The following is a 21254-nucleotide window of genomic DNA, read 5'->3' on the forward strand; positions in this document are numbered from 1 at the left end:
GGCGATCCGCACGGTGCCCGTGCTGTGACCGGGCACCATTGACCCGCGCTTGCCGCATGACGTCGGTCGACGCCACGGCCAGGTCCTCACCCAGGGCACCCCACCGCGGAAGGGAGGGTTGCCGGTCAGCTAGCTGGGGCTTCGCGCTGACTCTCGTGACCTATTACCTCATTGTCCGAACCCGGCGGGGCGGGAGTCAAGCCGGGGACGCTGCGAGCGGGCTCGGGGTCAGTGGCCGCTCGTTCCTGCTGTTCCATCTCCCGGGTGTGCAGTTCCCGGTCCTTCGTCTCACGTGGATGGAAGTAGAACAGACCCGTGAGCACCGCGATCACGAACACCGGGTCTTGGCCTCCGGGTCCACCACGCGCATGAGGATCAGCCCGGTGGCGGTCACACCCATGGACGGGTGGAGGTCACCGATACCGCGCCCGAACCAATAGCGACCGATGATGTGGGGTGCCAACCACTGGAAAATGGCCACGTTGAACGCGATGCCGACCACCGCCAGGATGGTGAACGCCGCCAACCACGGCCGCGATGGACATGTGCCGGGAGAACGGTTCCACGGAGGACGGGCGGCTGGTCATGGTGCCGGCGGGGTAGTACTCGTCGCTGCGGAACAGGCTCTGGACCCAACCCACCTTGACGCGCACGAACTTCCCCAGGAACAGGGCGACTCGGAGGATCAGGAGCGTGAAACCGACGGCATTTGCGGACACGGGAACCACCTCGTAGTGATCGGGATCGATATCGGTCTCAGGTCATATAGCGAGGGTTCGGTCGGAGACTCCCCGGCTGATGCTGCGAACTCCAGCCTCTGAGACGCGCGTCTCGTTGACCTGGACCAACACAGTCCCCGCCCGAATCAGCCGTCCCGATGCCAGGTCTCGGGAGGTGCGGAGAGCCAGCCCTGCCCACCGGAGCGGGCGGCGCAGGTCACACACTCGCCGGGCTCGCGCTCGATTTGGTGGCCCGTGTGGCCGGTGTCACCATGGCGTCATGAACTTGGATCACGTTTCCTTCGCGGCTCAGCCCGACGGCCTCGAGGCCACCACCGAACGCATCGCGAACCGGTTGGGGATCGAACCGGTCAAGGGCGGTGTGCACCCCCGGTTCGGCACCCGGAACATGATCCTGCCGCTCACCGACCACCAGTACGTGGAGGTCGTCACGGTGCTCGAGCACCCCGCCGCGGAGAAGGCGCCGTTCGGTCAGGCCGTCCGTGCCCGTTCCGACGCCGGCGGCGGCTGGCTCGGCTGGGTCGTAGAGGTCCCCGACCTCGCGCCCTTCGAGGCCAAGCTGGGCCGCCCCTCCGTGCCCGGTGGCCGGTTGTTCCCCGACGGTCGGCAGCTCGAATGGCATCAGATCGGCGTGAAGGGTTTGATCTCCGACCCGCAGTTGCCGTTCATGGTGCACTTCGATTCCGAGGACGAGATGCACCCGTCCCAGGCGCGGATCACGGACGTCCGGTTGAGCGGGATGGAGATCGCCGGCTCCCCCGACCGCGTCACGGAGTGGCTCGGCGGTCCCGTGGAGGACGTCCTGGGCTCGCTGGACGTCACCTGGTGCGCCCCCAACGGCACCCCCGGGGTCATGGCCGTCTCGTTCGACACCCCGGACGGCACCGTCACCATTTGATCTGGTTCCCTTCGGTGCGGCCGACGACGCCGCTCCGCCCGGTCTCCGGCATCAGCCCGCGAGCAGTTGCGGGGCCAGGAAGCCCACGGTGTCCAGGAGGGCGTGGGCGATCAGCAGCGGCATGAGTCGACCGCCGCGGCGGTAGAGCCACACGAACACGAGTCCCATGACCAGGTTCCCGAGCGTGGGTCCGAACCCCTGGTACAGGTGATAGCTGGCCCGCACCACCGCGGAGGCCACCGCCACGAGCCACCACGACCATCCGAGGGATCGCAAGCGCTCGCACAGGAACGCCACCACGATCATCTCTTCCACGATCGAGTGGCGCAGCGCGGAGAGCACGAGCAAAGAAACCGCCCACCAGGTCTGCTCCATGGTGGATGTGGTGATCTGCGCGGTGATCCCCAGGGACCGGCCCACCTGATAGAGCACCAGCGTGCCGCCGCCCATCACCGCGAACAGGCCCATTCCCCACAGCGTGTCCCACGTGGGTCTGCGCCCATCCACCCCGATCCTGCACAGCACGCCGGGGATCCCCCGCGCCACCCCGGCCATGAGGTACAGGGCCAGCAGCACGGGGACGAGCGCGAAGCCGATGCCCGTGAGCTGACGCAACGCGTCGATCAGGGGGACGCTGCTCAGGGGCCGGTTGAGCGTCGTCGTGGTGTCGGCCAGCGAGGACCGCATGAGCACCTCGGCCAGATCCAGCACGGCGTAAACCGCGGACGCCCCGAGGGACACGCCGAGCACCAGGACGATCTGAAGCCACGTGTCGGTGCGCGACATAGCGCACTGCGAAGGGGTGGGAGTCTGCACGGGACCATTGTGGCCGCTCGCGAGCGGGACCACGTCTGCGCGTCCCCACCCGCCCCTAGACTGTTGGCATGACTTCCGAGCAGCCGTCCTATCCCGTGGCCCCGAGCCGCCCGGTGGAACGCACGTTCCACAGGCACACCTTCGCCGATCCCTACGAGTGGCTCCGGGACAAGGACTCCCCCGAGGTGCGCTCGCACCTGGCCGCCGAGAACGCCTACGCGGAGGCCACGACCGAGGATCTGGCGCCCCTGCGCGAGCGGATCTACGGGGAGATCAAGGACCGCACGCTCGAGACAGACCTGTCCGTGCCGTCGCGTCGCGGGGACTGGTGGTACTTCACGCGTACGGTCGAGGGCGGCGCCCACCAGATCTTCTGCCGCGTCCCGGTCACCGACCCCGCGCAGTGGACACCGCCCACCGTGGAACCGGGCACCGCACTGGACGGCGAACAGACCCTCCTGGACGCTAACGCCGCATCCCAGGAGCACGACTTCTACGCGCTGGGCGCCTTCAGCGTGTCGGAGGACGGCTCCAGGTTGGCCTGGTCCGAGGACACCGCAGGTGACGAACGGTTCACGATCCAGGTCAAGGATCTCGCCACGGGACAACTGCTCGCGGACCGGATCGAGCAGACCTCGTACGGCGCGTTCCTCACACCGGACGCCTCCCAGCTGATCTACATCGTCGTGGACGAGTCCTGGCGGCCGTGGCGCGTGTACCGGCACGTCATCGGCCGGGATGCCTCCTCCGACGAGCTGCTGTTCCAGGAGGACGACCCCGGTCTGTGGCTCGGGGCCGAGCTCTCCGCGGACAAGCGGTGGCTCATGCTGTCCTCGTCCTGCTCCGAGTACAGCGAGTACCGGATCCTGCCGTTGACCGAGCTGACCGGCTCCCCCACGGATGAGCCGGTCGCCGATGCGTCCGACGACGCCGCTGGGCCGGCTTCCCTGCCCTGGCGCGTCATGATCTCACGCGAGGACCGGGTGCTCCACGAGGTGGAACCCCTCACGGTGGCCGGCCAGGACTACGTGCTCCTGACCCACGACGCGCACGCCCCCAACGGCCGGGTGAGCCTCATGCCGCTCGGGCACGCGGGCCGTGCCCTCGCAGACCTCGAGCTCACGGACGTCATCCCGGCGTCGGAGGACGTGCGGATCGAGTCCTGTGTTCCCACCGCCACCCACCTGGTCGTGGCCCTGCGCGCGGACACCACGCCCCGGGTCCGCCTGATCCCGCGCCGCGCGGTGGACGAGATCGTTGCGGGCCCACGCGAGGCCGTGCCCTCGACATCGGACACGGGCTCAGGACGCCTTGCGGAGTCGGACGACGCCGCGGCGTCGAGCGCGGCGGCCGGTGCGGCGTCGCCGTCGCTGCTGGACGGGGCCGAGGCCGCGTTCGACGAGGAGCTCTACACGAGTGGCGTGCTCTCCGCGGAGTACGAGAACCCCGTGGTGCGGGTGTCCTACACGTCCTTCGTGACGCCGCCGCGCGTCTACGACATCCCCACGGCCGAACCCGGCGAGTCCGGGACGAACGAGTACGGCGTGGGCGAGCCCGTCCTGCGGCGCGAGGCCACCGTGCTGGGCGGGTACCGCAGCCAGGACTACACCGTGGAACGGGACTGGGCCGTGACCGAGGACGGGACCCGGATCCCCGTGAGCATCGTGCGCCGCGCGGACCTGGACCCCACCCGCCCCGCACCCGTGCTCCAGTACGCCTACGGGTCCTACGAGATCAGCACGGACCCCGGCTTCTCCGTGTCCCGGTTGTCGCTGCTGGACCGGGGCGTGATCTGGGCGGTCGCGCACGTGCGCGGCGGTGGCGAACTCGGCCGCGGGTGGTACGAGAACGGTAAGAAGGACACCAAGACCAACACGTTCACCGACTACGTGGCCGTCACCCGCCACCTCGCCACCCGCCCGGACGTGGACGCCCAGCGGATCGCCGTGATGGGTGGCTCGGCCGGCGGCCTGCTCGTGGGAGCCGTGCTCAACCTCGCGCCCGAGCTGTACTGTGCGGCGCTCGCGGCGGTCCCGTTCGTGGACCCGCTGACGTCCATGCTCATGCCCGAGCTACCGCTCACCGCCCTCGAGTGGGAGGAGTGGGGCAACCCCGTGGACTCGGCCGAGGTCTACGAGTACATGCGTTCGTACTCCCCCTACGAGAACCTCCGGGACGCGGACTACCCGCCCGTCCTGGCGGTCACGAGCCTCAACGACACCCGCGTGCTGTACGTGGAACCGGCCAAGTGGGTCGCCGCCCTGCGCACTCGTGCCCGGCACCCGGAGACCGTGGTGCTGCGCTGTGAGATGGCGGGCGGCCACGGTGGCCCGTCCGGACGCTACTCGCAGTGGAAGGACACCGCCTGGGAGTACGCGTGGCTCGCGCGCTACCTGGGGGTCGCGGACTGATCGGGGAAGCCGTCCGGGGCCAGGGCATCGCGAGTGGCGGGGCTGAGCCAGTCCCCCACCTCACCGCGCAGCACCAGTTCCGCGGCGGCCCTGGCGAGTGCCGAACTCGTCTGGAACCCGTACCCGCCCTGCCCCGCGAGCCAGAACATCCCCGGTGCCACCGGGTCCCAGCCGCACACGGGAACGTCGCTCGGACGCTCCGTGCGCAGTCCGGTCCACGCCTTGACCACGCCCGTGATCCGCAGGCTGGTCTCCCGCTCGATCGTGGCGATCAGCCCGGCGACGGCGCCCTCGTGCGGTTGGGCATCGCACGGTTCGCTGGGCTCGGCCTCCCCGAGCGAGATCATGGCGCCCGCGGCGTCGGGGCGGTAGTACCAGTCCTCGGCGGCATCGTCGACCATGGGGTGTTCCGGCGGCATGGGCTCGGCCAAGGTCACGAGGGCCGCCGTGCGCCGCAGGGGCCGTAATCCCTGGGGCGCCGCGCCGAACAGCGCTCCCACCTCGTCCGCCCACGCACCCGCGGCATTGACGACCGTGGCGGCACGCACGGTCTTCGGCGGGGCGGCGTCGATGGTCAGCTCCCACAGGTCCCCGGCCCGCCTGGCATCGGTCACGCGGCTGTTCGTCCGGATCTCGACGCCGGCCGCCAGCGCTCGCTCGCGATGCCATGCCACGAGGGCGGTGGCATCCGTGCGCACGGCGGACTCGTCCACGGCTGCGGTCCGGAAGCGCTGCGGGTTTACCCGCAGTTCGGGGCACAGCTCGAACAGTTCGGCGCCCTCAAGGGTACGCAGCCCGGGAACGGTCATGGCGGCCACGTCCTCGGGCGAGCCGGCGACGACGAACGAGCTGGGCCACGCGAGCGGAGCCGCCAGATAGTTGCCAGCTTCGAGCAACCGGGCAATGCTCCAGCGGGTGAGCTCGAGCACCGGTTCCGGACCGTAGCTCGGGATCAGTTGCTGCGCGGACCGGGAGGACGTGTGCATTGCCGCGTCCCGTTCCGCCTCCAACACGAGGATTCCCTCACCAGTCCCCCGGTGTTCCGCCAGCTCCGAGGCCGCGGACAATCCGGCGATGCCTGCTCCGATGATCGCGATCTCAGTCGTCATGACCTCATTGTGGCACCCCACAGGTCGCATCCCGGAAGCCGGAGAGGAATCCTCCGGCTCGGCAATCGGGGCCCCGCAGGATGCCGTGGCGTGACAGCCCACACCATGGGATCCGGACCGGTTCCGGGTACGACGAAGCCCCGCTCCACACCGGGATCGGTGCGGGGCGGGGCTTCGAGGGGTCAGCGGCGGACCTCGGTCCACCGCATCACCCGGTCATCGCGAGCGATGTGTGCCTGGATCAGGCGGGGATGTTCAGAACCTGGCCCGGGAAGATCAGGTTGGCGTCCGCCACGGTGCCGGAGTTGGCGGCGAACAGGGCCTGCCAGCCACCGTTGACGCCCAGCTTGTTGGCGATGGTGCCCAGGGTGTCCCCGGCCTGCACGGTGTAGGTGCCGGCGGCGGGAACGGCCTGCTGCACGGGAGCCGCGGGAGCGGAGTAGGTCACGGCCGGGGCCTGCTGCACGGGGGCAACCTGCTGCACGGGGGCAGCCTGCTGAACCGGAGCGGCCTGCTGCACGGGGGCAGCCTGCTGAACCGGAGCAGCCTTCTGGACGGAGGAAGACTGCGGGGCCACGGAAGCGGCGACCGGAGCGGTGTAAGAACCGCCGGAAATCATGCCGGAGCACTCCCACTGGCTCGGGCCGGAACGCTCCATCAGCGCAGCCGCAGCAGCGTCCTGCACGTGGGCGGGAGCATCGGCGGCGTTGGCGTAGCCAGCGGTGATGGCGCCCATGCTCTGCCAGGTGGAGGTCAGGAACTGGTAGGCGCCGGAGGCACCGGAGGAGGCGTTGACAGCCTTGTAGTTTCCGCCGGACTCGCACTGCTTGATTGCCTCGAGGCTCGGAGCGGCGTTGGCGGGAACGGCGAAGGCACCCACGGCCACACCGCCCATCAGGACAGCAGCGGCACCACGGCGAATAGCGGTTGAAGTCTTCATCATGCTCCGTAAGGCCACCTACGCTCGTTCCCATCCCTGGGTGTCTTCGCGCCGTCGTCCACCCTTGACAGTTGGTGTAAGGGGTAGAAACTACGGAATGCTGCCATACAGACGACGTACGGTGTTGCGGCAACATCCAGCACAAGCCGGGCCACGGATCGAGTGGGCCCGGAAGCGAACTTCCGTTCACGAAAGTCCGCTGAGGAAGTTGATAATAACGATAACGTAACGTTCCGGGCGTTGCCAAGCAGAAAGTTACTTTTTCGTTATCCCGTTTCCGGGGACACCCCCAGTCGCGGACATGTATCACGGCCACCACGGCCGATCAACTCCGGCCACGCTAGGCCACCCGCGACGAACGGGTCAACCCGACCCGGGTTCCCGACTCGCATAACGGTGTGATTGCCAACCGATAACGGTGTGATTACCACTACTCAGCGCGGGGCCCAGGCCGCGATCACGCTGGTCACGCGGGCCTTTTCGTATGTGTTCGCGATCGCACTGTCCGCTGAGTGTTCTTGCCCACTCAGCGCCGGTGGAACGGGCAGATCGGGGCGCTGCACCACCGCCCCGGCCTCGTGGGCGATCAATGCGCCGGCCGCCCAGTCGTGCTCGTGCAGTCCACGTTCGGAGTAACCGTCCAGGGTGCCGTCGGCCACCATGCAGAGATCCAGGGAGGCCGCTCCCAGGCGCCGCATGTCCGAGAAGTTCTCCATGGTGTCCAGGAAAGAACCGAATTGCTCACGCCGCACGGCGAGGTCGTACGAGAAACCCGTGCCGTAGAGCGCGCCCCGGCGGCCGGGGACCGGACCCGTGAGCCTCGTGTCCCGTCCGTCCCGCCGGACCCACGCGCCCAGGCCTGCGACGCCGTAATAGATCCGCCCGAGAGCGGGGGCGTTCACGACCCCTACGAGCCAGTTCCCGTGCTCGTCGCACGCGGCCACGGAGGTGGCGTAGTACACGATGTCCCGGATGAAGTTGGTGGTCCCGTCCAGCGGGTCCACCGACCACCGCACGGGGCTGCGGTGCTCGGGCACGTACGTTCCCGATTCCTCCCCCGTGATGGCGTCCCGGGGCCGTTCACGGCGCAGGACGGCGCTCACAGCCTCCTCCGCGGCGACGTCGAAAGACGTCACCCAGTCGCCGTCCGAGGACTTGGTCTGTGCGTGGAACTCGGCGCTGTCACGACCGCTCAGGACGTCGGCCCCGGCCTGTGCGGCGCGCAGCGCGACCTCCAACAGCTCCTGCAGTTCGTCCGACCCCGGACCCAGCCCTTCCAGTGCATCCGCCATCTCGCGTCTCACTTCCCCGCGTTGTCGTGGGATGCAGCGGCGTCGTCGAACGCCGACGGGCCTTGCGCGAGCAAGCGCTCGAAACCGGCCTCGTCCAGCACGGGAACCCCGAGGGACTCCGCCTTGTCAAGCTTGGAACCTGCGTTCTCGCCGGCCACCAGGAACGCCGTCTTCTTGGACACCGACCCGGACGCCTTGCCGCCGCGTTTCAGGATGGCCTCTTTCGCGGAGTCCCGGCTGTAGGCCTCGAGCGATCCCGTGACCACCACGGTGACTCCCTCAAGTGTGCGGGGGGTGGACTCGTCCACCTCTTCCTCCATGCGCACACCCGCGGCGGCCCAGCGGCCCACGACCTCACACCGCCACGGTTCCTCGAAGAACTCGATGACGGCCTGCGCGATGATGGGGCCCACCCCGTCCGTGCCCGCGAGCGTGTCCAGGTCCGCCGAGCGGATCGCGTCCATACTGCGCAGGGACGTGGCCAGCGAGCGCGCGGCCGTGGGACCCACGTGGCGGATGGACAGCGCCACGAGGACCCGCCACAGGTCGGTGTCCTTGGCCTGTTCCATCTGCTGGAACATGATCTCCGTGGTCTTGGAGGGCACGCTCGGCTTGTTCTTGGTGGGCTTGGTCCAGAAGTACGGGACGAGTTCGGGGGTGACCCGCTGGGTCTTCTCCCCCGTCTCCTTGTCCGTGACGGTGCGCCGGGAGTCCCGCCACACCTTCACCTCTTTGAGGTCCTCCGGCGTGAGATCGAACAACCCGGCCTCGTTGCGCAGCGGGGGCACGGAGAACTCGGTGCCGTCCGGTGCGTCCTGGGGAACGGGTTGGGTCAGGGCCTTGGCCGCTTCCTCCCCCAAGGCCTCGATGTCGAAGGCCCCGCGACCCGCCGCGTGGTTGACGCGTTCCTTGAGCTGGGACGGGCACGTCTCCGCATTGGGGCAGCGGATGTCCACGTCCCCCTCCTTGGCGGGACGCAGGGGCGTGCCGCACGACGGGCACTCGGTGGGCATCACGAATTCCCGCTCCGTGCCGTCCCGCAGTGCGACGACGGGCCCCACGATCTCCGGGATGACGTCACCGGCCTTGCGCAGCACCACGGTGTCCCCGATGAGCACGCCCTTGGCCTTGACCACGTCCTGGTTGTGCAGGGTGGCCATCTCCACGGTGGAACCCGCCACGCGCACCGGGTCCATGAGCCCGAAGGGCGTGACGCGACCGGTACGACCCACGTTGACCAGGATGTCCACGAGTTTCGTGTTGACCTCCTCCGGCGGGTACTTGTACGCCACGGCCCACCGGGGGACGCGGGAGGTGTAGCCGAGCCGGAACTGCGTGCGGCGGTCGTCCACCTTGATCACGATGCCGTCGATCTCGTGCAGCAGGCTGTGCCGCTTCTCGCCGTACTCCGCGATGAACTCGAGCACCTCGTCCACCGATTCCAGCACCCGGGAGTAGGGGCTCACGGGCAGTCCCCAGTCCCGCAGGATGTCGTACGCCTGCGACTGCGTCTCCAGCTCGAAACCGCGGGAGAACCCGATGCCGTGCACGAACATGGACAGCGGTCGCCGTGCGGTGACCTGCGGGTCCTTCTGACGCAGCGAACCCGCCGCGGCGTTGCGGGGGTTCGCGAACGGCGCACGCCCCTCCTCCACGATGGCCTCGTTGAGCGCGCGGAAATCCTTGGAGGAGATGAACACCTCGCCGCGGATCTCGACCTCCTCCGGGAAGTCCTCCCCGGTCAGTCGCTGCGGGATGGTCTTGATGGTGGCCACGTTGTGGGTGATGTCCTCACCCGTGGTGCCGTCACCACGCGTTGCGGCCCGCACGAGTACGCCGTTGCGGTACAGCAGGTTCACGGCCAGGCCGTCGATCTTGACCTCGCTCAGCCACGCCACGGTGGGCGCACCCGGCAACTGCTCGACCTGCTGCTGGGCGCGGGTCAACCACGCGACGAGCTCGTCCGTGGAGAAGACGTCCTCGAGCGAGTACATCTTCTCGAGGTGCTTCACGGGGCTGAACGCCGCGGAGACGTCACCGCCCACCTCCTGCGTGGGGGAATCGTTCGCCTTGAGTTCGGGATGCAGGGCCTCGAACTCCTCGAGGGAGCGGTACAACCGGTCGTACTCGGCGTCCGACATGACGGGTTGGTCGTGGACGTAGTACGCCGTGCGTGCTTCGCGGACGCGGTCCGCGAGATCGGCGTACTCCTCCCGCAGTGCCTCGCTGGGCTCGTCCGGATTGAGGCTCTGGCCCGTGGCGTCCGTGGCCCGCCGCGCGTTGTCTGTGCTCACGCCCCCATTGTGTCCCACCCCACCGACAGACACGAACACCCCCGGAACCTCGGTCCCGGGGGTGTTCGTCAGGCGGATCAGCGAGCGGTCACAGGGCCGTGACCGTGACCTCCGCGTGTGGACGTTGCCGCTTGGGGTCCCACACGAGGACGCGGGAACCGCGCCAGTGGGCGCCCCGACCGTCGTCGTTCACCGAGACCGCCACCGTAGTTGGCAGCTGCACCGGGACGGCGAAGTCCACGGACCACGCAAAGGGGACCTCCGCGGGCACGCCGGTCAGCGCCAGCGCGCGCGAGGCCGTGTACATCCCGTGCGCAATCGCCCCTTTCATCCCGAGCGCCTTGGCGGACGGGTCGGAGAGGTGGATGGGGTTGTAGTCGCCGCTGACCGCCGCGTAGTCCCGCCCGGTCCCGGCGCCCAGGACCCACTGCGCGGTCTGCTGCGGCGGATCGAACGGTGCGCGCTCGTGGGAGGACTCCTCGGGAACGCGCGCGCCGTCGTCCGCGATCGCGGTGTGCACGCCCTTGGCCAGGTACGTGGAGCGCCCGGCCCAGACCACGGACCCGCCCTCGCGGGACAGTGTCACCACGGCGTCCACCGTGGTCCCGGACCGGTGGGTGCCCAAATTCTCGGTCCACGCCGTGGCAGTGAGCCGCTCCCCCACGGCCACGTCCGTGACGTGGCGGATGGTGTTGCTCAGGTGCACCATGCCCAGCACGGGCAGGGGGAAGTCCTTGCGCGTGAGCACCGACATGGCCACGGGGAACGCGAGCGCGTGCAGCGCACCCGAGAACACCGTGGTGTGCTGCGACCCCGGGGCCACGGGATGCGTGCTTGCGTGCACCACGCGGCAGAACTTCTCATGCCACTCGGGTTCCGCGCTAACGTCCTCCACGACGTGGGCCACGCGCGGCACCTGCAGGGCAGCCCCCACGCGTTCCGTGCGGGGCTTACGCAGCGCACCGGGCAGCACGCGCCCCACGGGCGAGTCGCGCAGGGCCGGGAGCACCTTGTGCGTGGCCGCTGCGGCGGCGTCGGAAGCCGCCGCCGACGCCGCGCGCGCCCCCGCGGACGCGTACAGCGCGGGCAGCTTCACCGAACCCGCCGGCTGGACGAGTTCGTAGTCGGAGGGAACGGTGGGCAGGACCGGGTCAGGAGTGCTCATACGATCATGCTCCCACGAGGCTCTGGCCGCACACGCGCAACGTCTGACCGTTGATCCCACCGGCGGCGTCCGAGAGCAGGAACGTGATGGCCTGTGCCACGTCCTCCGGCGTGCCGCCCTGCTGCAGGGAGTTCAATCGGCGGGAGATCTGGCGGCGGGCCGCCGGGATCTTGGCCGTCATGTCCGACTCGATGAACCCGGGAGCCACGGCGTTGATGGTCCCGCCCTTCTCCGCGATCAGCGGTGCCGTGGCGGCCACCGCACCGATCACCCCGGCCTTGGAGGCGGCGTAGTTGGTCTGACCGCGGTTGCCCGCCACGCCGCTCGTGGACGCGAGGCACACGATGCGCGGCGCCGGGCCCAGCTGATCGGAGGCGAGCAGGGTCTCGGTGATCCGCAACTGCGATTCGATGTTGACCGCGATCACGGAATCCCACTTGGCCTGGTCCATGTTGGCGAGCATCTTGTCCCGCGTGATGCCCGCGTTGTGCACCACGAGGTCCAGCCGGCCGTACCGGGACACCGCGAGGTCCAGGATCTTCTGTCCGGCCTGCGGGTCCGTGACGTCCAGCTGCAACGCGGGCACGCGCAGTTCGTTGGCGAGCTTGCTCAGCGCGTCACCGGCGGCGGGCACGTCCACGGGGATGACCGTGGCACCCGAGGCCGAGAGCGTACGCGTGACCTGCGCGCCGATCCCGCGTGCGGCACCCGTGACCACTGCGACCTTGCCCGCGACGGGGTGCACCCAGTCCACGTCCGCGTCCCCGCGGTCGTCACCCACAGTCAGGAACTGCCCGTCCACGTACGCGCTGCGGCCCGAGAGGAAGAAGCGCAGGGCGCCCGTGACACCGGGAGCGTCCGCAGCGACGCCGTCCGCGAGCAGGATGCCGTTGGCGGTCACGCCGCCGCGCATCTCCTGGGCGATCGAGCGCAGCATGCCCACGACACCCTGGCGCGCCGCGGCCTGCGACGGGGTCAACTGCCGCGCGCCGGGCAGCGTGCCCGACGCCGCTCCGGTCCCGATCCCGGGCGCCGGTCGTGACAGCGTGATGACCCGCCCGCCCGGGCGCAGCTTGCGCACGGCCGAGGCCAGCTCGAGGGCGGCGTCCGCGAGATCGGCGGGGCTGTCGACCTCCGTGTAGTCGATCACCACCGCACCCACCCGGTCCACGTCCTGAGCGTGCCGGCGCACGTCCAGGTCCCAGCCGAGCAGGGCCGACGACGCGGCGTCGCCCGCCGCACCCCGGCCGAGCACGAGCACGGAGCCGCTCGGGAAGTCCCCGTCCGCGGTGAACCGGCGCAGCGTGACCGGGCGCGGGAGGCCCAGTTTGCCGGCGAGCTGCTTGCCCAGCCCCGAATTGACCATGTCCAGATATGTGTCCGTCACTTGTGTCCTCTCCCAGAAATCGTGGTGTCTCGCCGTGGCCGTGAACTCGCTTAGACCGAGCGCAGCAGCATGGCCACACCCTGACCACCGGCGGCGCACACCGAGATCAGCGCTGTCTGCGGCTTGCCCGTCTCCTTGGCACGTGCGGCCAGTTCCTTGGCGGTGGAGGCAACGATGCGACCACCCGTGGCGGCGAAGGGGTGCCCAGTGGCGAGTGAGGACCCGTTGACGTTGAGCTTGGCGCGGTCCACCGAACCCAGGGGCGCGTCCAGGCCCAGGCGGTCCTTGCAGAACTCCGGGGACTCCCATGCGGCGAGGATCGACAGCACGGTGGAGGCGAACGCCTCGTGGATCTCCACGAGGTCCAGCTCCTGCAGCGTGAGGCCGTGGCGGGCCAGCAGACGCGGCACGGCGTAGGCCGGGGCCATGAGCAGGCCCTCGTTGCCGGTCACGAAGTCCACCGCGGCGGCCTCGCTGTCCACGACCTCGGCGAGTGGGGTCAGGTGGTGCTCACCGGCCCACTCCTCGGACGAGATGAGCACCGTGGAGGCACCGTCCGTGAGCGGCGTGGAATTGCCGGCCGTCATGGTGGCCTCACCGGAGAGCTTCTTGCCGAACACCGGGTTCAGCCCGCCCAGCTTCTCCACGGTGGAGTCCGGGCGCATGTTGTTGTCCTTGGTCAGACCCTTGAACGGGGTCACGAGGTCGTCGAAGAAGCCCCGCTCGTACGCGGCGGCCAGGTGCTGGTGGGAGGCCGCGGCCAGCTCGTCCTGGGCCTCGCGTGTGATGCCCCACTTCTGGGTGGTCAGCGCCTGGTGCTCACCCATGCTCAGGCCCGTGCGCGGCTCACCGGACGAGGGCACCGACGGCGCGAGGTCGCCCGGGCGCAGGTCCTTGAACGCCTTGAGCTTCTGAGCGGTGGTCTTGGCGCGCTGCAGCTTGAGCAGCGCGCGGCGCAGCCCCTCGCTCACGGCGATGGGAGCGTCCGAGGACGAGTCCACACCACCGGCGATCCCGGCCTGGATCTGGCCCAGCCGGATCTTGTTGGCGATCGAGCTCACGGTCTCCATGCCCGTGGCGCACGCCATCTGGACGTCGTAGGCCGGGGTCGCGGGGTCCAGCGCGGAGCCCAGCACGGACTCGCGCGTGAGGTTGAAGTCCCGGGAGTGCTTGATCACGGCACCAGCCGCCACGGCGCCCAGGCGTTCGCCCGCGATCCCGGTCCGGGCCACGAGCCCGTCGATCGCGGCGGTCAGCATGTCCTGGTTGGACGCGTTCGCGTACGGCCCGCCCGCGCGGGAGAAGGGGATGCGGTTGCCCGCCACGACGACGGCGCGGGCTCCCGTCGCTCCGCCCTGCGGCGCGGAGGAGGCGGCCGGGGCCGCAACTCGCTTGGCGGGTTCGGAACCGGTTCCGGTGGCCGGGGTGGACGGTGCCGTGTTCTGCGTGTTCTCGCTCATGCGTAGTTCCTTTCGGGGAATTTATGCGATCTGGATCACTCGGGATCCAGAATAGCTGATACTCTCGGTATCGTGAAACAGGTCACGCACCCCGTGGACGGCAGGAGCTCGCGTTGGCAGCGGCACCGCGCCGTGCGGCGGATCGAACTGATCACGGCCGCGCGCGACGCCGTGGCCGCGAACGGTGCTGCGCTGTCCATGGAGGAGATCGCCACGGCGTGCGGGACCTCCAAATCCGTCTTCTACCGCTACTTCAAGGACAAGGCCGGTGTGCAGGCCGCGGTGGGTGAGTACTTCGTGACCCGGATGCGTCGACGCATGGTGGCCGCGGCCAGCGAAGCGGACACGTTCGCCGCCATGATCCACGCCCTCGTCTCCGAGTACCTCAAGTCCGTGGCGGCCTCCGGTGAGGTCTACCGCTTCGTGGTGACCGCACCCACGGAACGGGGTTCCTCGATCGAACGCTTCGTGGATTCCGTAAGGGACCTGCTCATGGAGCAGCACATGCGCCACCACGGCAGCCGGGCCACGCCCGAGGGGGTCCTGAAGTGCTGGGCCGCTTCCACCGTGGGCATGGTCCGCGGTGCGGGTGAGGCCTGGCTCGAACTCGGCGGCGATACCGCGAAACCGGATCGCCACACCATGAGTCGGATCATCACCACGTGGGCCGTGGAGGGCCTGCGCCCCGTGACCGGCAGTGAATCCGCACCACCAACTTCCCCCATCAGGACGACGGGTAAACCACCCGTCCCAGAGAACCGTCAGGAGTCATGATGTCCATTACCTCGGTCAGCGGAACAGTTCCCAATACCGACCGTATCGAAGACCTGCCCGAGGACGGTGCCACCACCCCGTCCGGGATCGACACCGCCGAGCTCGGCGCCATCCTGCTGGGCCGCTGGCCCGAAGCACGCAAGGCGGCACGCGAGCGAGCGAAGGATCCCCGCTTCCAGTCCCAGTACGACCAGTCCTTCGCGGACCAGCGCAACGTCACGTTCGAGCAGCTCAAGCTGCTCGCGGATGCCGGGCCCCAGTACCTGGGCATGCCCGAGAGCGTGGGCGGGGCCATGAGCCCCGGCGCCAACCTCTCCGCGTTCGAGGAGCTCGTGCTCGCGGACCCGTCCCTGCAGATCAAGTCCGGTGTGCAGTGGGGCCTGTTCGGTTCCGCCGTGCTGAACCTGGGCACCGAGGAGCACCACAAGAAGTGGCTGCCCTCCATCCTGGACCTCAGCATGCCCGGTGCGTTCGCCATGACGGAGATCGGCCACGGTTCTGACGTTGCCTCGATCGGCACCACCGCCACGTACATCCCGGAGACGGACGAGTTCGAGATCCACACGCCGTTCAAGGCCGCGTGGAAGGACTACCTCGGCAACGCCGCGGTGCACGGCCGCGCGGCCACCGTGTTCGCGCAGCTCATCGTCAACGGTACCAATCACGGTGTGCACTGCCTCTACGTGCCCCTGCGGGACGAGAACGGCGAGTTCCTGCCGGGCGTGGGCGGCGAGGACGACGGCCGCAAGGGTGGGCTCAACGGCATCGACAACGGCCGACTGCACTTCGACCACGTGCGCGTGCCCCGCACCAACCTGCTCAACAAGTACGGGGACGTGGACGAGAACGGCGTCTACTCCTCCCCCATCCCGTCCCCGGGCCGGCGCTTCTTCACCATGATCGGCACGCTGGTGCAGGGCCGCGTGTCCCTCGACGGCGCCGCGACGGTCGCGAACCAGGCCGCGCTGAGCATCGCGGTGCGCTACGCCGAGCAGCGTCGGCAGTTCACCACGGACTCGGACATCCAGGAGCAGACGCTGCTGGATTACCAGCGCCACCAGCGCCGGCTGATCCCGCGGATCGCCGAGACCTACGCGATGACCTTCGCGCACCAACAGCTGCTCGACAAGTTCCACGAGGTGTTCTCCGGCGAGGATGAGTCCGACGGCAACCGCCAGGAGCTCGAGACCCTGGCCGCGGCGTTCAAGCCGATGTCCACGTGGAGCGCCCTAGACACGCTGCAGGAGTGCCGCGAGGCGTGCGGTGGCGCGGGCTTCTTGGCCAAGAACCGGCTCGTGGAACTGCGCGCGGACCTGGACGTCTACGTCACGTTCGAGGGCGACAACACCGTGTTGCTGCAGCTCGTGGCCAAGCGCCTGCTCAACGATTACTCGGCGGAGTTCAAGAACGCGGACGTGGGCGTGATGGCCCGCTACGTGGCGGACCGCGCCACCGAGGCCGGCTTCAACCGTTCCGGGTTGCGCAAGCTGACCCAGGCGTTCTCGGACACCGGGGACTCCCGCAAGTCCGTCAACGCCCTGCGCGATCCCGCGGCCCAGCGCGCGCTGCTCACCGACCGGGTGCAGACCATGATCGGCGACATCGCGGACGAGCTGCGGGCCGTGTCCCGCAAGTCCCGCACCGAGCAGGCAAAGGCGTTCAACGACAACCAGAACCGGCTGCTCGAGGCTGCCCGCTCCCACGCCCAGCTGCTGCAGTGGGAGGCGTTCACCGCTGGTCTCGAGAAGATCGAGGACCCGGACACCAAGCGCGTGCTCACGTGGCTGCGGGACCTCTTCGGCCTGCACCTGATCGAGCAGGACCTCGCGTGGTACCTCTCCTACGGTCGGCTCTCGATGCGCCGCGGCCGCGCTCTGGAGTCCTACATCAACCGCCTCATTGAGCGCCTGCGCCCCTACTCCCTGGAGCTGGTGGACGCGTTCGGGCTCTCGCCCGAGCTGCTGCGCGCTGAGATCGGTGGCACGGTGGAGGCCGAGCGCCAGGAGGAGGCCGCGGACTACTACCGCCGGTTGCGCGCGAGCGGCAAGGCCCCCGTCAAGGAGCCCAAGCCCGCCAAGGACCCGGGCGCCCAGACCCGCGGCCACCACGCCTGACCCGGCCGGCTCGCGCGGGGGTTCCGCGTCCGCGTGAGCCGCGCCCCGAGCGTTTCATTGCGAACGAAACGCTCGGGTTGAGGCGCGCACGCGAGCGTGCCCAGGCACCGGCCGCGCGATGCCCGGGACGTGAACTCAGCGGATCCTGGGGATGGACGTGGTGTTGGCGCGGGGGTCGTCCGCGCGCAGCACGTCCGCGACCACGAGCGTGACATTGTCTCGGCCACCAGTGCGCAGCGCGGCCTGGACCAGGACGTCTGCGGCCTCCTTGGGGTGCGGGACCGAGTGCAGGACGCGGGCGATGTGCGCGGGCGAGAGTTCCCCCGTGAGACCGTCGGAGCACATGAGCAACCGCTGCCCCGGCACCGCGGGCACCACGATCACGTCCGGTTCCCAGATCTGGCCCGTGCCAAGGGCGCGCGTGATGACGTTGCGCCGCGGGTGCACGAGCGCCTGGGCCGGGGTGAGCTGGCCGATCGAGACGAGGTACTGCACCTCGGAGTGGTCCACGGTCAGCTGGGTCACGCCCACGGGTCCGGTCTCGGTCGTGGGCGGCTCCCCCACGGGCGGGCCCACGAGCTGGTAGGTGCGCGAATCCCCCACGTTGAACACGAGCCACAGCCAGCTACCGGCGATCTCCACGAGCCACGCACCCGTGACCGTGGTCCCGGCGCGCGTGCCGCACTGGGCCTGGATGGCCTGGTCCGATTCCCACAGCACCGAGCGCACCCGGTGCACGGCCTCCAGCGCCTCATTGGGCACGTCCGGGTCGAGCTTGAGCTGGCGGTCGATCGTCGCGCGGAACCGGGCGACGTCCGATCCGGGTGCCGGCTCCACGATCACGTAGTCGCGGAAGTCGTCGAGCGAGAACAGGTCCGAGCCACCCAGCGTGGACACGCACAGCGCGCTGGCCACCTCACCGGCCTCGTGACCGCCCATCCCGTCCGCGACGGCACACATGGTGTCCGTGACGATCAGTGCGTCCTCGTTCGTCTCACGACGCAGTCCCCGATCGGTGACACCGCCCGATCGGATGGTCAGGGGAACGGTCATTCGACCTCGTCTTCCAGAAAGGGCCCGTGGCCCTGGGTGATCGACACGGGGCGCACGTCCCCGAAGCCGCGCACGTTGCGGGTGGGTTGCGGGGTCAGCACGAACCGGTCGTCGCCGCCGAGCACACGGGCGGTGGAGGCGTCCACCATGACACCCCCGGGTTCCGTGAGGGCCACGAGCCGGGACGCGAGGTTCACGGTGGGCCCGTAGAGATCACCGAGTCGCGGTAGCACGCGCCCCCACACGAACGCGACGCGGGCCTGCGGCAACAGGGGGTCGTTCTTGATCACGCGGGCGAGGGCGAGCGAGATCTGCGCCCCGCCCTCGGGGGTCTCGGACAGGAACATCACTTCGTCGCCGATGGTCTTGATCACGCGGCCACCGCCGATCGAGATCACCTCCGCGCACCGCTTCTCGAAGCGCTGCACGAGGTTGGCCAGGGTGCGCTCGTTCATCTGCCGGGACAGGGACGTGTAGGAGACGAGGTCCGCGAACCCCACGCCGCGCGCGAGCGGCAGGGACGAGGAGCCCACGTCCGGGTCCGCCATCCCGAGGCTCACCGTGGACCCGTCCGCGCGTTCACCGCGCATGGCCAGTCGTTGCACGGCTGCGGAGAGCTGACGGCGCCACGCGTAGTCGAGCAGGTTCTCGAGCGGTTCGAGAACCTCCGGGAGCATGCGCAGCAGTTCGCGCCGTGCCTGGGCGTCCGTCATGTCCCGGTGGGCCACCATGTCCTCGACGAGCGCCTCGATCTGCCACACGACCATGCGGTCGGTCAGTTGCGCCACGGAGCGGGCCAGGGACAGCGCGGCCTCCTCGCTGAGCTTCTCCTCCTGCACGAGGTTGGAGACCACCCGCAGGGCCCGGACGTCCTCGCCCGTGAAGTAGACGTCGTCGTCGCTGAGGTTCGGGAAGCCCAGGGCACGCCAGATCTTCCGGGCGGACGCCGTGGACAGCCCCGCTTCGCGCGCGGCCTCCCGGCGCCGCAGGTGACGCTGCGAACCCAACAACAGGGAGTCGAGGTGGCGCGCCGCCGCCTTGGACTCCTCCGACCCGTACAGGTTGGACTGCACCGGATTGTGCACGTTCAGGTTGAGCTGTTCGGTCTGCGGCCCGGTGACGTATCCGTCCGTGTGCTCCGAGGGGTCGTCAGCCACGCGGTCCTCCTTGCTGGGCGATATGGGTTCCGGGATACCCCGGTCCGGCCGTGTTGCCTCCACCACTGTAGTTGCCCGCGTCCGCCGCGGACTCGCGGACCAACGCGGCGAAGCGGGCCGGTTGCGGGCAGCTGGCGAGTTTGAGCCCGCCCAGGCCCCCGAAGTCCGCGAGCACGGTGCCGCGGTCCAGGCCCTCGCGGGCCTCGCCGGGCCGGGTGGCCCCGCGCGTGACGCGCACCGAGCGCAGTTCGTTCAGGGGCAGGAACACCGCGCCGTCCCGTGCCGGGGGCCCCACGAGGGCAAGCCGCGCGGTGGTCAGCACGAAGCGCGTGCGCAGCCAGCGCCACGCGGGCGAGAGCACGAACCGCCACGCGAGCAGCAATGCCGCGATGAGCAGCAGCCACCCCACGAACGCGTGCAGCGTGGTCCATGGGGTGGCTGTGGGCCGCCACGTGAGGTCCAGGACGCGGCGCAGGGCCGAATAACCGAACACGATCGCCCACGCGGCGAGCGCCGGGGCCACGAGTTTCAAGGGGTGGGCGCGGGTGGCCACGACCGTGTCCTCCCCCGGTGCCAGGTCCAGGGCGCGGCGCGAGCGTGTCATCGGGGCCTCTCGTTCTCGTGTCCCGCGTCCTCCGGGGCGCGGGGGCCGGGTCGCACGTGGACGACGTCGCCCGCGCCGTACTCGTGCTCGCGGCCGTCGTCGTCGCGCACGCGCAGCTGACCGGACGCTCCCAGCCCCACGGCGGTGGCGGGCAATGGTGCGTTGCGCCCGGGCAGGTGCACGAGCACGCGGCGTCCCAGGGTGTCGAGAGCGGATTCGAGCTCCCGTCGCAGTTCCCCACCCGGCCCGAGTTGCGCGGCGGGGTCCACGCTCGCGCGGTCGAGGGCGCGGGAGAAGTGGGCGAGCACCCCGGTGAGCACCGCGCTGCGCGTGGGGACAGCGGCGTCGTTCCCGGTCTCGAGGCGCAGGGACGTGGCGCCGGGGACCGGGAGGTGGCACTGCTGGACGTTGATGCCCGCGCCGAGCACCACGGTGGGTCCTTGGTGTGCGGCACCGGGGGGCGAGGGTACGAGGGACGCGAGGATGCCGCAGACCTTGCGTTCGCGGATCAGGACGTCGTTGGGCCACTTCACCGCCGCGGGGACGCCGGTCAGCTCGCGCACGGTGGCCGTGACACTGTGCGCGAGCATCAGCGTGAGCCACGGCAGGAGGTCCTGCGGCCACGCGCGGCCCGAGCGCTCCCGCGGCGTGAGGGCCACCGAGAACGTCACGGCGGTGCCCGCGGGGGTGAACCAGCTGCGGTCCAGGCGCCCCTTGCCGCGGCTCTGGAATCCCGCGACGACCGCTCGCAGCGGTGCCCCGGCGGCGTCGTGCGCCGCGTCCCGCGAGAGCTGTTCGACGAGCCACTCGTTGGTGGACGGGACGCTGTCCAGGATCGTGAGGCGGCACCCGTGGCCGCGCAGCGCCCCGTCCAGCTCCGCGGCGCGGTAATCCGCGGCGGGCCGGTCCTCGGTGGCTTCCATGGGTACTCCTCACATGACTGTGCCGACGACGCATGTCGACGACGGGGCGGTACGGCAAGTTTATGTCTAGCGTCGTGAGCCGGGCATATGCTGGGACCAGCCAGCGCCACCACGAGA

The 21254-nt window shown here is 69.8% G+C and carries 17 protein-coding genes and 1 riboswitch; of the genes, 4 read left to right on the top strand and 13 right to left on the bottom strand.

Annotated elements, in window-relative coordinates; all coding sequences use genetic code 11:
• Positions 1 to 40: 40 nt before the first annotated feature.
• A riboswitch (SAM riboswitch) is annotated at positions 41 to 161 on the bottom strand.
• 167 nt (positions 162 to 328) lie between these two features.
• Positions 329 to 502 (bottom strand): hypothetical protein, encoded by a 174-nt coding sequence (locus RF650_RS00585; RefSeq protein WP_368813823.1) that lies wholly within the window; start codon positions 500 to 502, stop codon positions 329 to 331.
• Between the two features lie 497 nt (positions 503 to 999).
• Between RF650_RS00585 and RF650_RS00590 the strand changes: the two genes are divergently transcribed.
• Complete coding sequence (locus RF650_RS00590) at positions 1000 to 1638, top strand: VOC family protein (RefSeq protein ID WP_064846920.1); 639 nt, start codon at positions 1000 to 1002, stop codon at positions 1636 to 1638.
• Positions 1639 to 1689: 51 nt separating this feature from the next.
• Here the strand turns inward: RF650_RS00590 and RF650_RS00595 are convergent, their stop codons facing one another.
• Positions 1690 to 2454 (bottom strand): CPBP family intramembrane glutamic endopeptidase, encoded by a 765-nt coding sequence (locus RF650_RS00595; protein ID WP_368813824.1) that lies wholly within the window; start codon positions 2452 to 2454, stop codon positions 1690 to 1692.
• 68 nt (positions 2455 to 2522) lie between these two features.
• Between RF650_RS00595 and RF650_RS00600 the strand changes: the two genes are divergently transcribed.
• Positions 2523 to 4865, top strand: a complete 2343-nt coding sequence (locus tag RF650_RS00600; protein ID WP_368813825.1) for a S9 family peptidase — start codon at positions 2523 to 2525, stop codon at positions 4863 to 4865.
• Here the strand turns inward: RF650_RS00600 and RF650_RS00605 are convergent.
• The 7 genes from RF650_RS00605 to RF650_RS00635 all read right to left on the bottom strand — a co-directional run bounded on the left by RF650_RS00605 (position 4844) and on the right by RF650_RS00635 (position 14512).
• On the bottom strand, positions 4844 to 5974 hold the full coding sequence (locus RF650_RS00605; protein ID WP_368813826.1) for an NAD(P)/FAD-dependent oxidoreductase: 1131 nt from the start codon (positions 5972 to 5974) through the stop codon (positions 4844 to 4846). The two genes, RF650_RS00600 and RF650_RS00605, sit on opposite strands and share 22 nt — an antisense overlap.
• Before the next feature lie 241 nt (positions 5975 to 6215).
• Positions 6216 to 6917 (bottom strand): transglycosylase family protein, encoded by a 702-nt coding sequence (locus RF650_RS00610; protein WP_368813827.1) that lies wholly within the window; start codon positions 6915 to 6917, stop codon positions 6216 to 6218.
• 431 nt (positions 6918 to 7348) lie between these two features.
• Positions 7349 to 8206, bottom strand: coding sequence for an inositol monophosphatase (locus tag RF650_RS00615; RefSeq protein ID WP_368813828.1), 858 nt, complete (start codon positions 8204 to 8206; stop codon positions 7349 to 7351).
• A gap of 8 nt (positions 8207 to 8214) precedes the next feature.
• Positions 8215 to 10500, bottom strand: a complete 2286-nt coding sequence (gene ligA / locus RF650_RS00620) for an NAD-dependent DNA ligase LigA (RefSeq protein WP_368813829.1) — start codon at positions 10498 to 10500, stop codon at positions 8215 to 8217.
• An 88-nt stretch (positions 10501 to 10588) separates the two neighbouring features.
• Entirely contained in the window at positions 10589 to 11665 is a 1077-nt protein-coding gene (locus tag RF650_RS00625; protein WP_131333251.1) for a MaoC/PaaZ C-terminal domain-containing protein, read from the bottom strand.
• Positions 11666 to 11669: 4 nt separating this feature from the next.
• Complete coding sequence (locus RF650_RS00630; RefSeq protein ID WP_131333252.1) at positions 11670 to 13052, bottom strand: 3-oxoacyl-ACP reductase; 1383 nt, start codon at positions 13050 to 13052, stop codon at positions 11670 to 11672.
• Positions 13053 to 13102: 50 nt separating this feature from the next.
• Positions 13103 to 14512, bottom strand: a complete 1410-nt coding sequence (locus RF650_RS00635) for an acetyl-CoA C-acetyltransferase (RefSeq protein WP_131333253.1) — start codon at positions 14510 to 14512, stop codon at positions 13103 to 13105.
• 72 nt (positions 14513 to 14584) lie between these two features.
• Between RF650_RS00635 and RF650_RS00640 the strand changes: the two genes are divergently transcribed.
• On the top strand, positions 14585 to 15286 hold the full coding sequence (locus RF650_RS00640) for a TetR/AcrR family transcriptional regulator (protein WP_242670448.1): 702 nt from the start codon (positions 14585 to 14587) through the stop codon (positions 15284 to 15286).
• Entirely contained in the window at positions 15286 to 17400 is a 2115-nt protein-coding gene (locus RF650_RS00645; RefSeq protein ID WP_131333972.1) for an acyl-CoA dehydrogenase, read from the top strand. The genes RF650_RS00640 and RF650_RS00645 overlap by 1 nt, the downstream gene beginning before the upstream one ends.
• A 135-nt stretch (positions 17401 to 17535) precedes the next feature.
• Here RF650_RS00645 and RF650_RS00650 read toward each other — a convergent pair whose 3' ends face one another.
• From RF650_RS00650 to RF650_RS00665, 4 genes are read right to left on the bottom strand one after another with little or no spacing between them, the layout of a single operon-like run.
• Positions 17536 to 18453: a PP2C family serine/threonine-protein phosphatase gene (locus tag RF650_RS00650; RefSeq protein ID WP_064846909.1), complete on the bottom strand. Its 918-nt coding sequence runs from the start codon at positions 18451 to 18453 to the stop codon at positions 17536 to 17538.
• Entirely contained in the window at positions 18450 to 19610 is a 1161-nt protein-coding gene (locus RF650_RS00655; protein WP_064846908.1) for an adenylate/guanylate cyclase domain-containing protein, read from the bottom strand. The genes RF650_RS00650 and RF650_RS00655 overlap by 4 nt, the downstream gene beginning before the upstream one ends.
• Complete coding sequence (locus tag RF650_RS00660) at positions 19603 to 20214, bottom strand: hypothetical protein (RefSeq protein ID WP_064846907.1); 612 nt, start codon at positions 20212 to 20214, stop codon at positions 19603 to 19605. The genes RF650_RS00655 and RF650_RS00660 overlap by 8 nt, the downstream gene beginning before the upstream one ends.
• Positions 20211 to 21137 carry a biotin--[acetyl-CoA-carboxylase] ligase gene (locus RF650_RS00665; protein ID WP_206399366.1) on the bottom strand — a complete coding sequence of 309 codons (927 nt, stop codon included), beginning with the start codon at positions 21135 to 21137 and terminating at the stop codon, positions 20211 to 20213. The genes RF650_RS00660 and RF650_RS00665 overlap by 4 nt, the downstream gene beginning before the upstream one ends.
• Between the last annotated feature and the right edge of the window lie 117 nt (positions 21138 to 21254).

It is taken from the genome of Kocuria sp. CPCC 205297 (assembly GCF_040981035.1).
Lineage (GTDB): Bacteria > Actinomycetota > Actinomycetes > Actinomycetales > Micrococcaceae > Kocuria > Kocuria marina.

Excerpts from the sequence above, each read along its gene's own strand:
- RF650_RS00590 (WP_064846920.1), top strand. The coding sequence starts at position 1,000 with ATGAACTTGGATCACGTTTCCTTCGCGGCTCAGCCCGACGGCCTCGAG.
- RF650_RS00600 (WP_368813825.1), top strand. The coding sequence starts at position 2,523 with ATGACTTCCGAGCAGCCGTCCTATCCCGTGGCCCCGAGCCGCCCGGTG.
- RF650_RS00605 (WP_368813826.1), bottom strand. The coding sequence starts at position 5,974 with ATGACGACTGAGATCGCGATCATCGGAGCAGGCATCGCCGGATTGTCC.
- RF650_RS00610 (WP_368813827.1), bottom strand. The coding sequence starts at position 6,917 with ATGATGAAGACTTCAACCGCTATTCGCCGTGGTGCCGCTGCTGTCCTG.
- RF650_RS00615 (WP_368813828.1), bottom strand. The coding sequence starts at position 8,206 with ATGGCGGATGCACTGGAAGGGCTGGGTCCGGGGTCGGACGAACTGCAG.
- RF650_RS00625 (WP_131333251.1), bottom strand. The coding sequence starts at position 11,665 with ATGAGCACTCCTGACCCGGTCCTGCCCACCGTTCCCTCCGACTACGAA.
- RF650_RS00635 (WP_131333253.1), bottom strand. The coding sequence starts at position 14,512 with ATGAGCGAGAACACGCAGAACACGGCACCGTCCACCCCGGCCACCGGA.
- RF650_RS00645 (WP_131333972.1), top strand. The coding sequence starts at position 15,286 with ATGTCCATTACCTCGGTCAGCGGAACAGTTCCCAATACCGACCGTATC.
- RF650_RS00650 (WP_064846909.1), bottom strand. The coding sequence starts at position 18,453 with ATGACCGTTCCCCTGACCATCCGATCGGGCGGTGTCACCGATCGGGGA.
- RF650_RS00660 (WP_064846907.1), bottom strand. The coding sequence starts at position 20,214 with ATGACACGCTCGCGCCGCGCCCTGGACCTGGCACCGGGGGAGGACACG.
- RF650_RS00665 (WP_206399366.1), bottom strand. The coding sequence starts at position 21,137 with ATGGAAGCCACCGAGGACCGGCCCGCCGCGGATTACCGCGCCGCGGAG.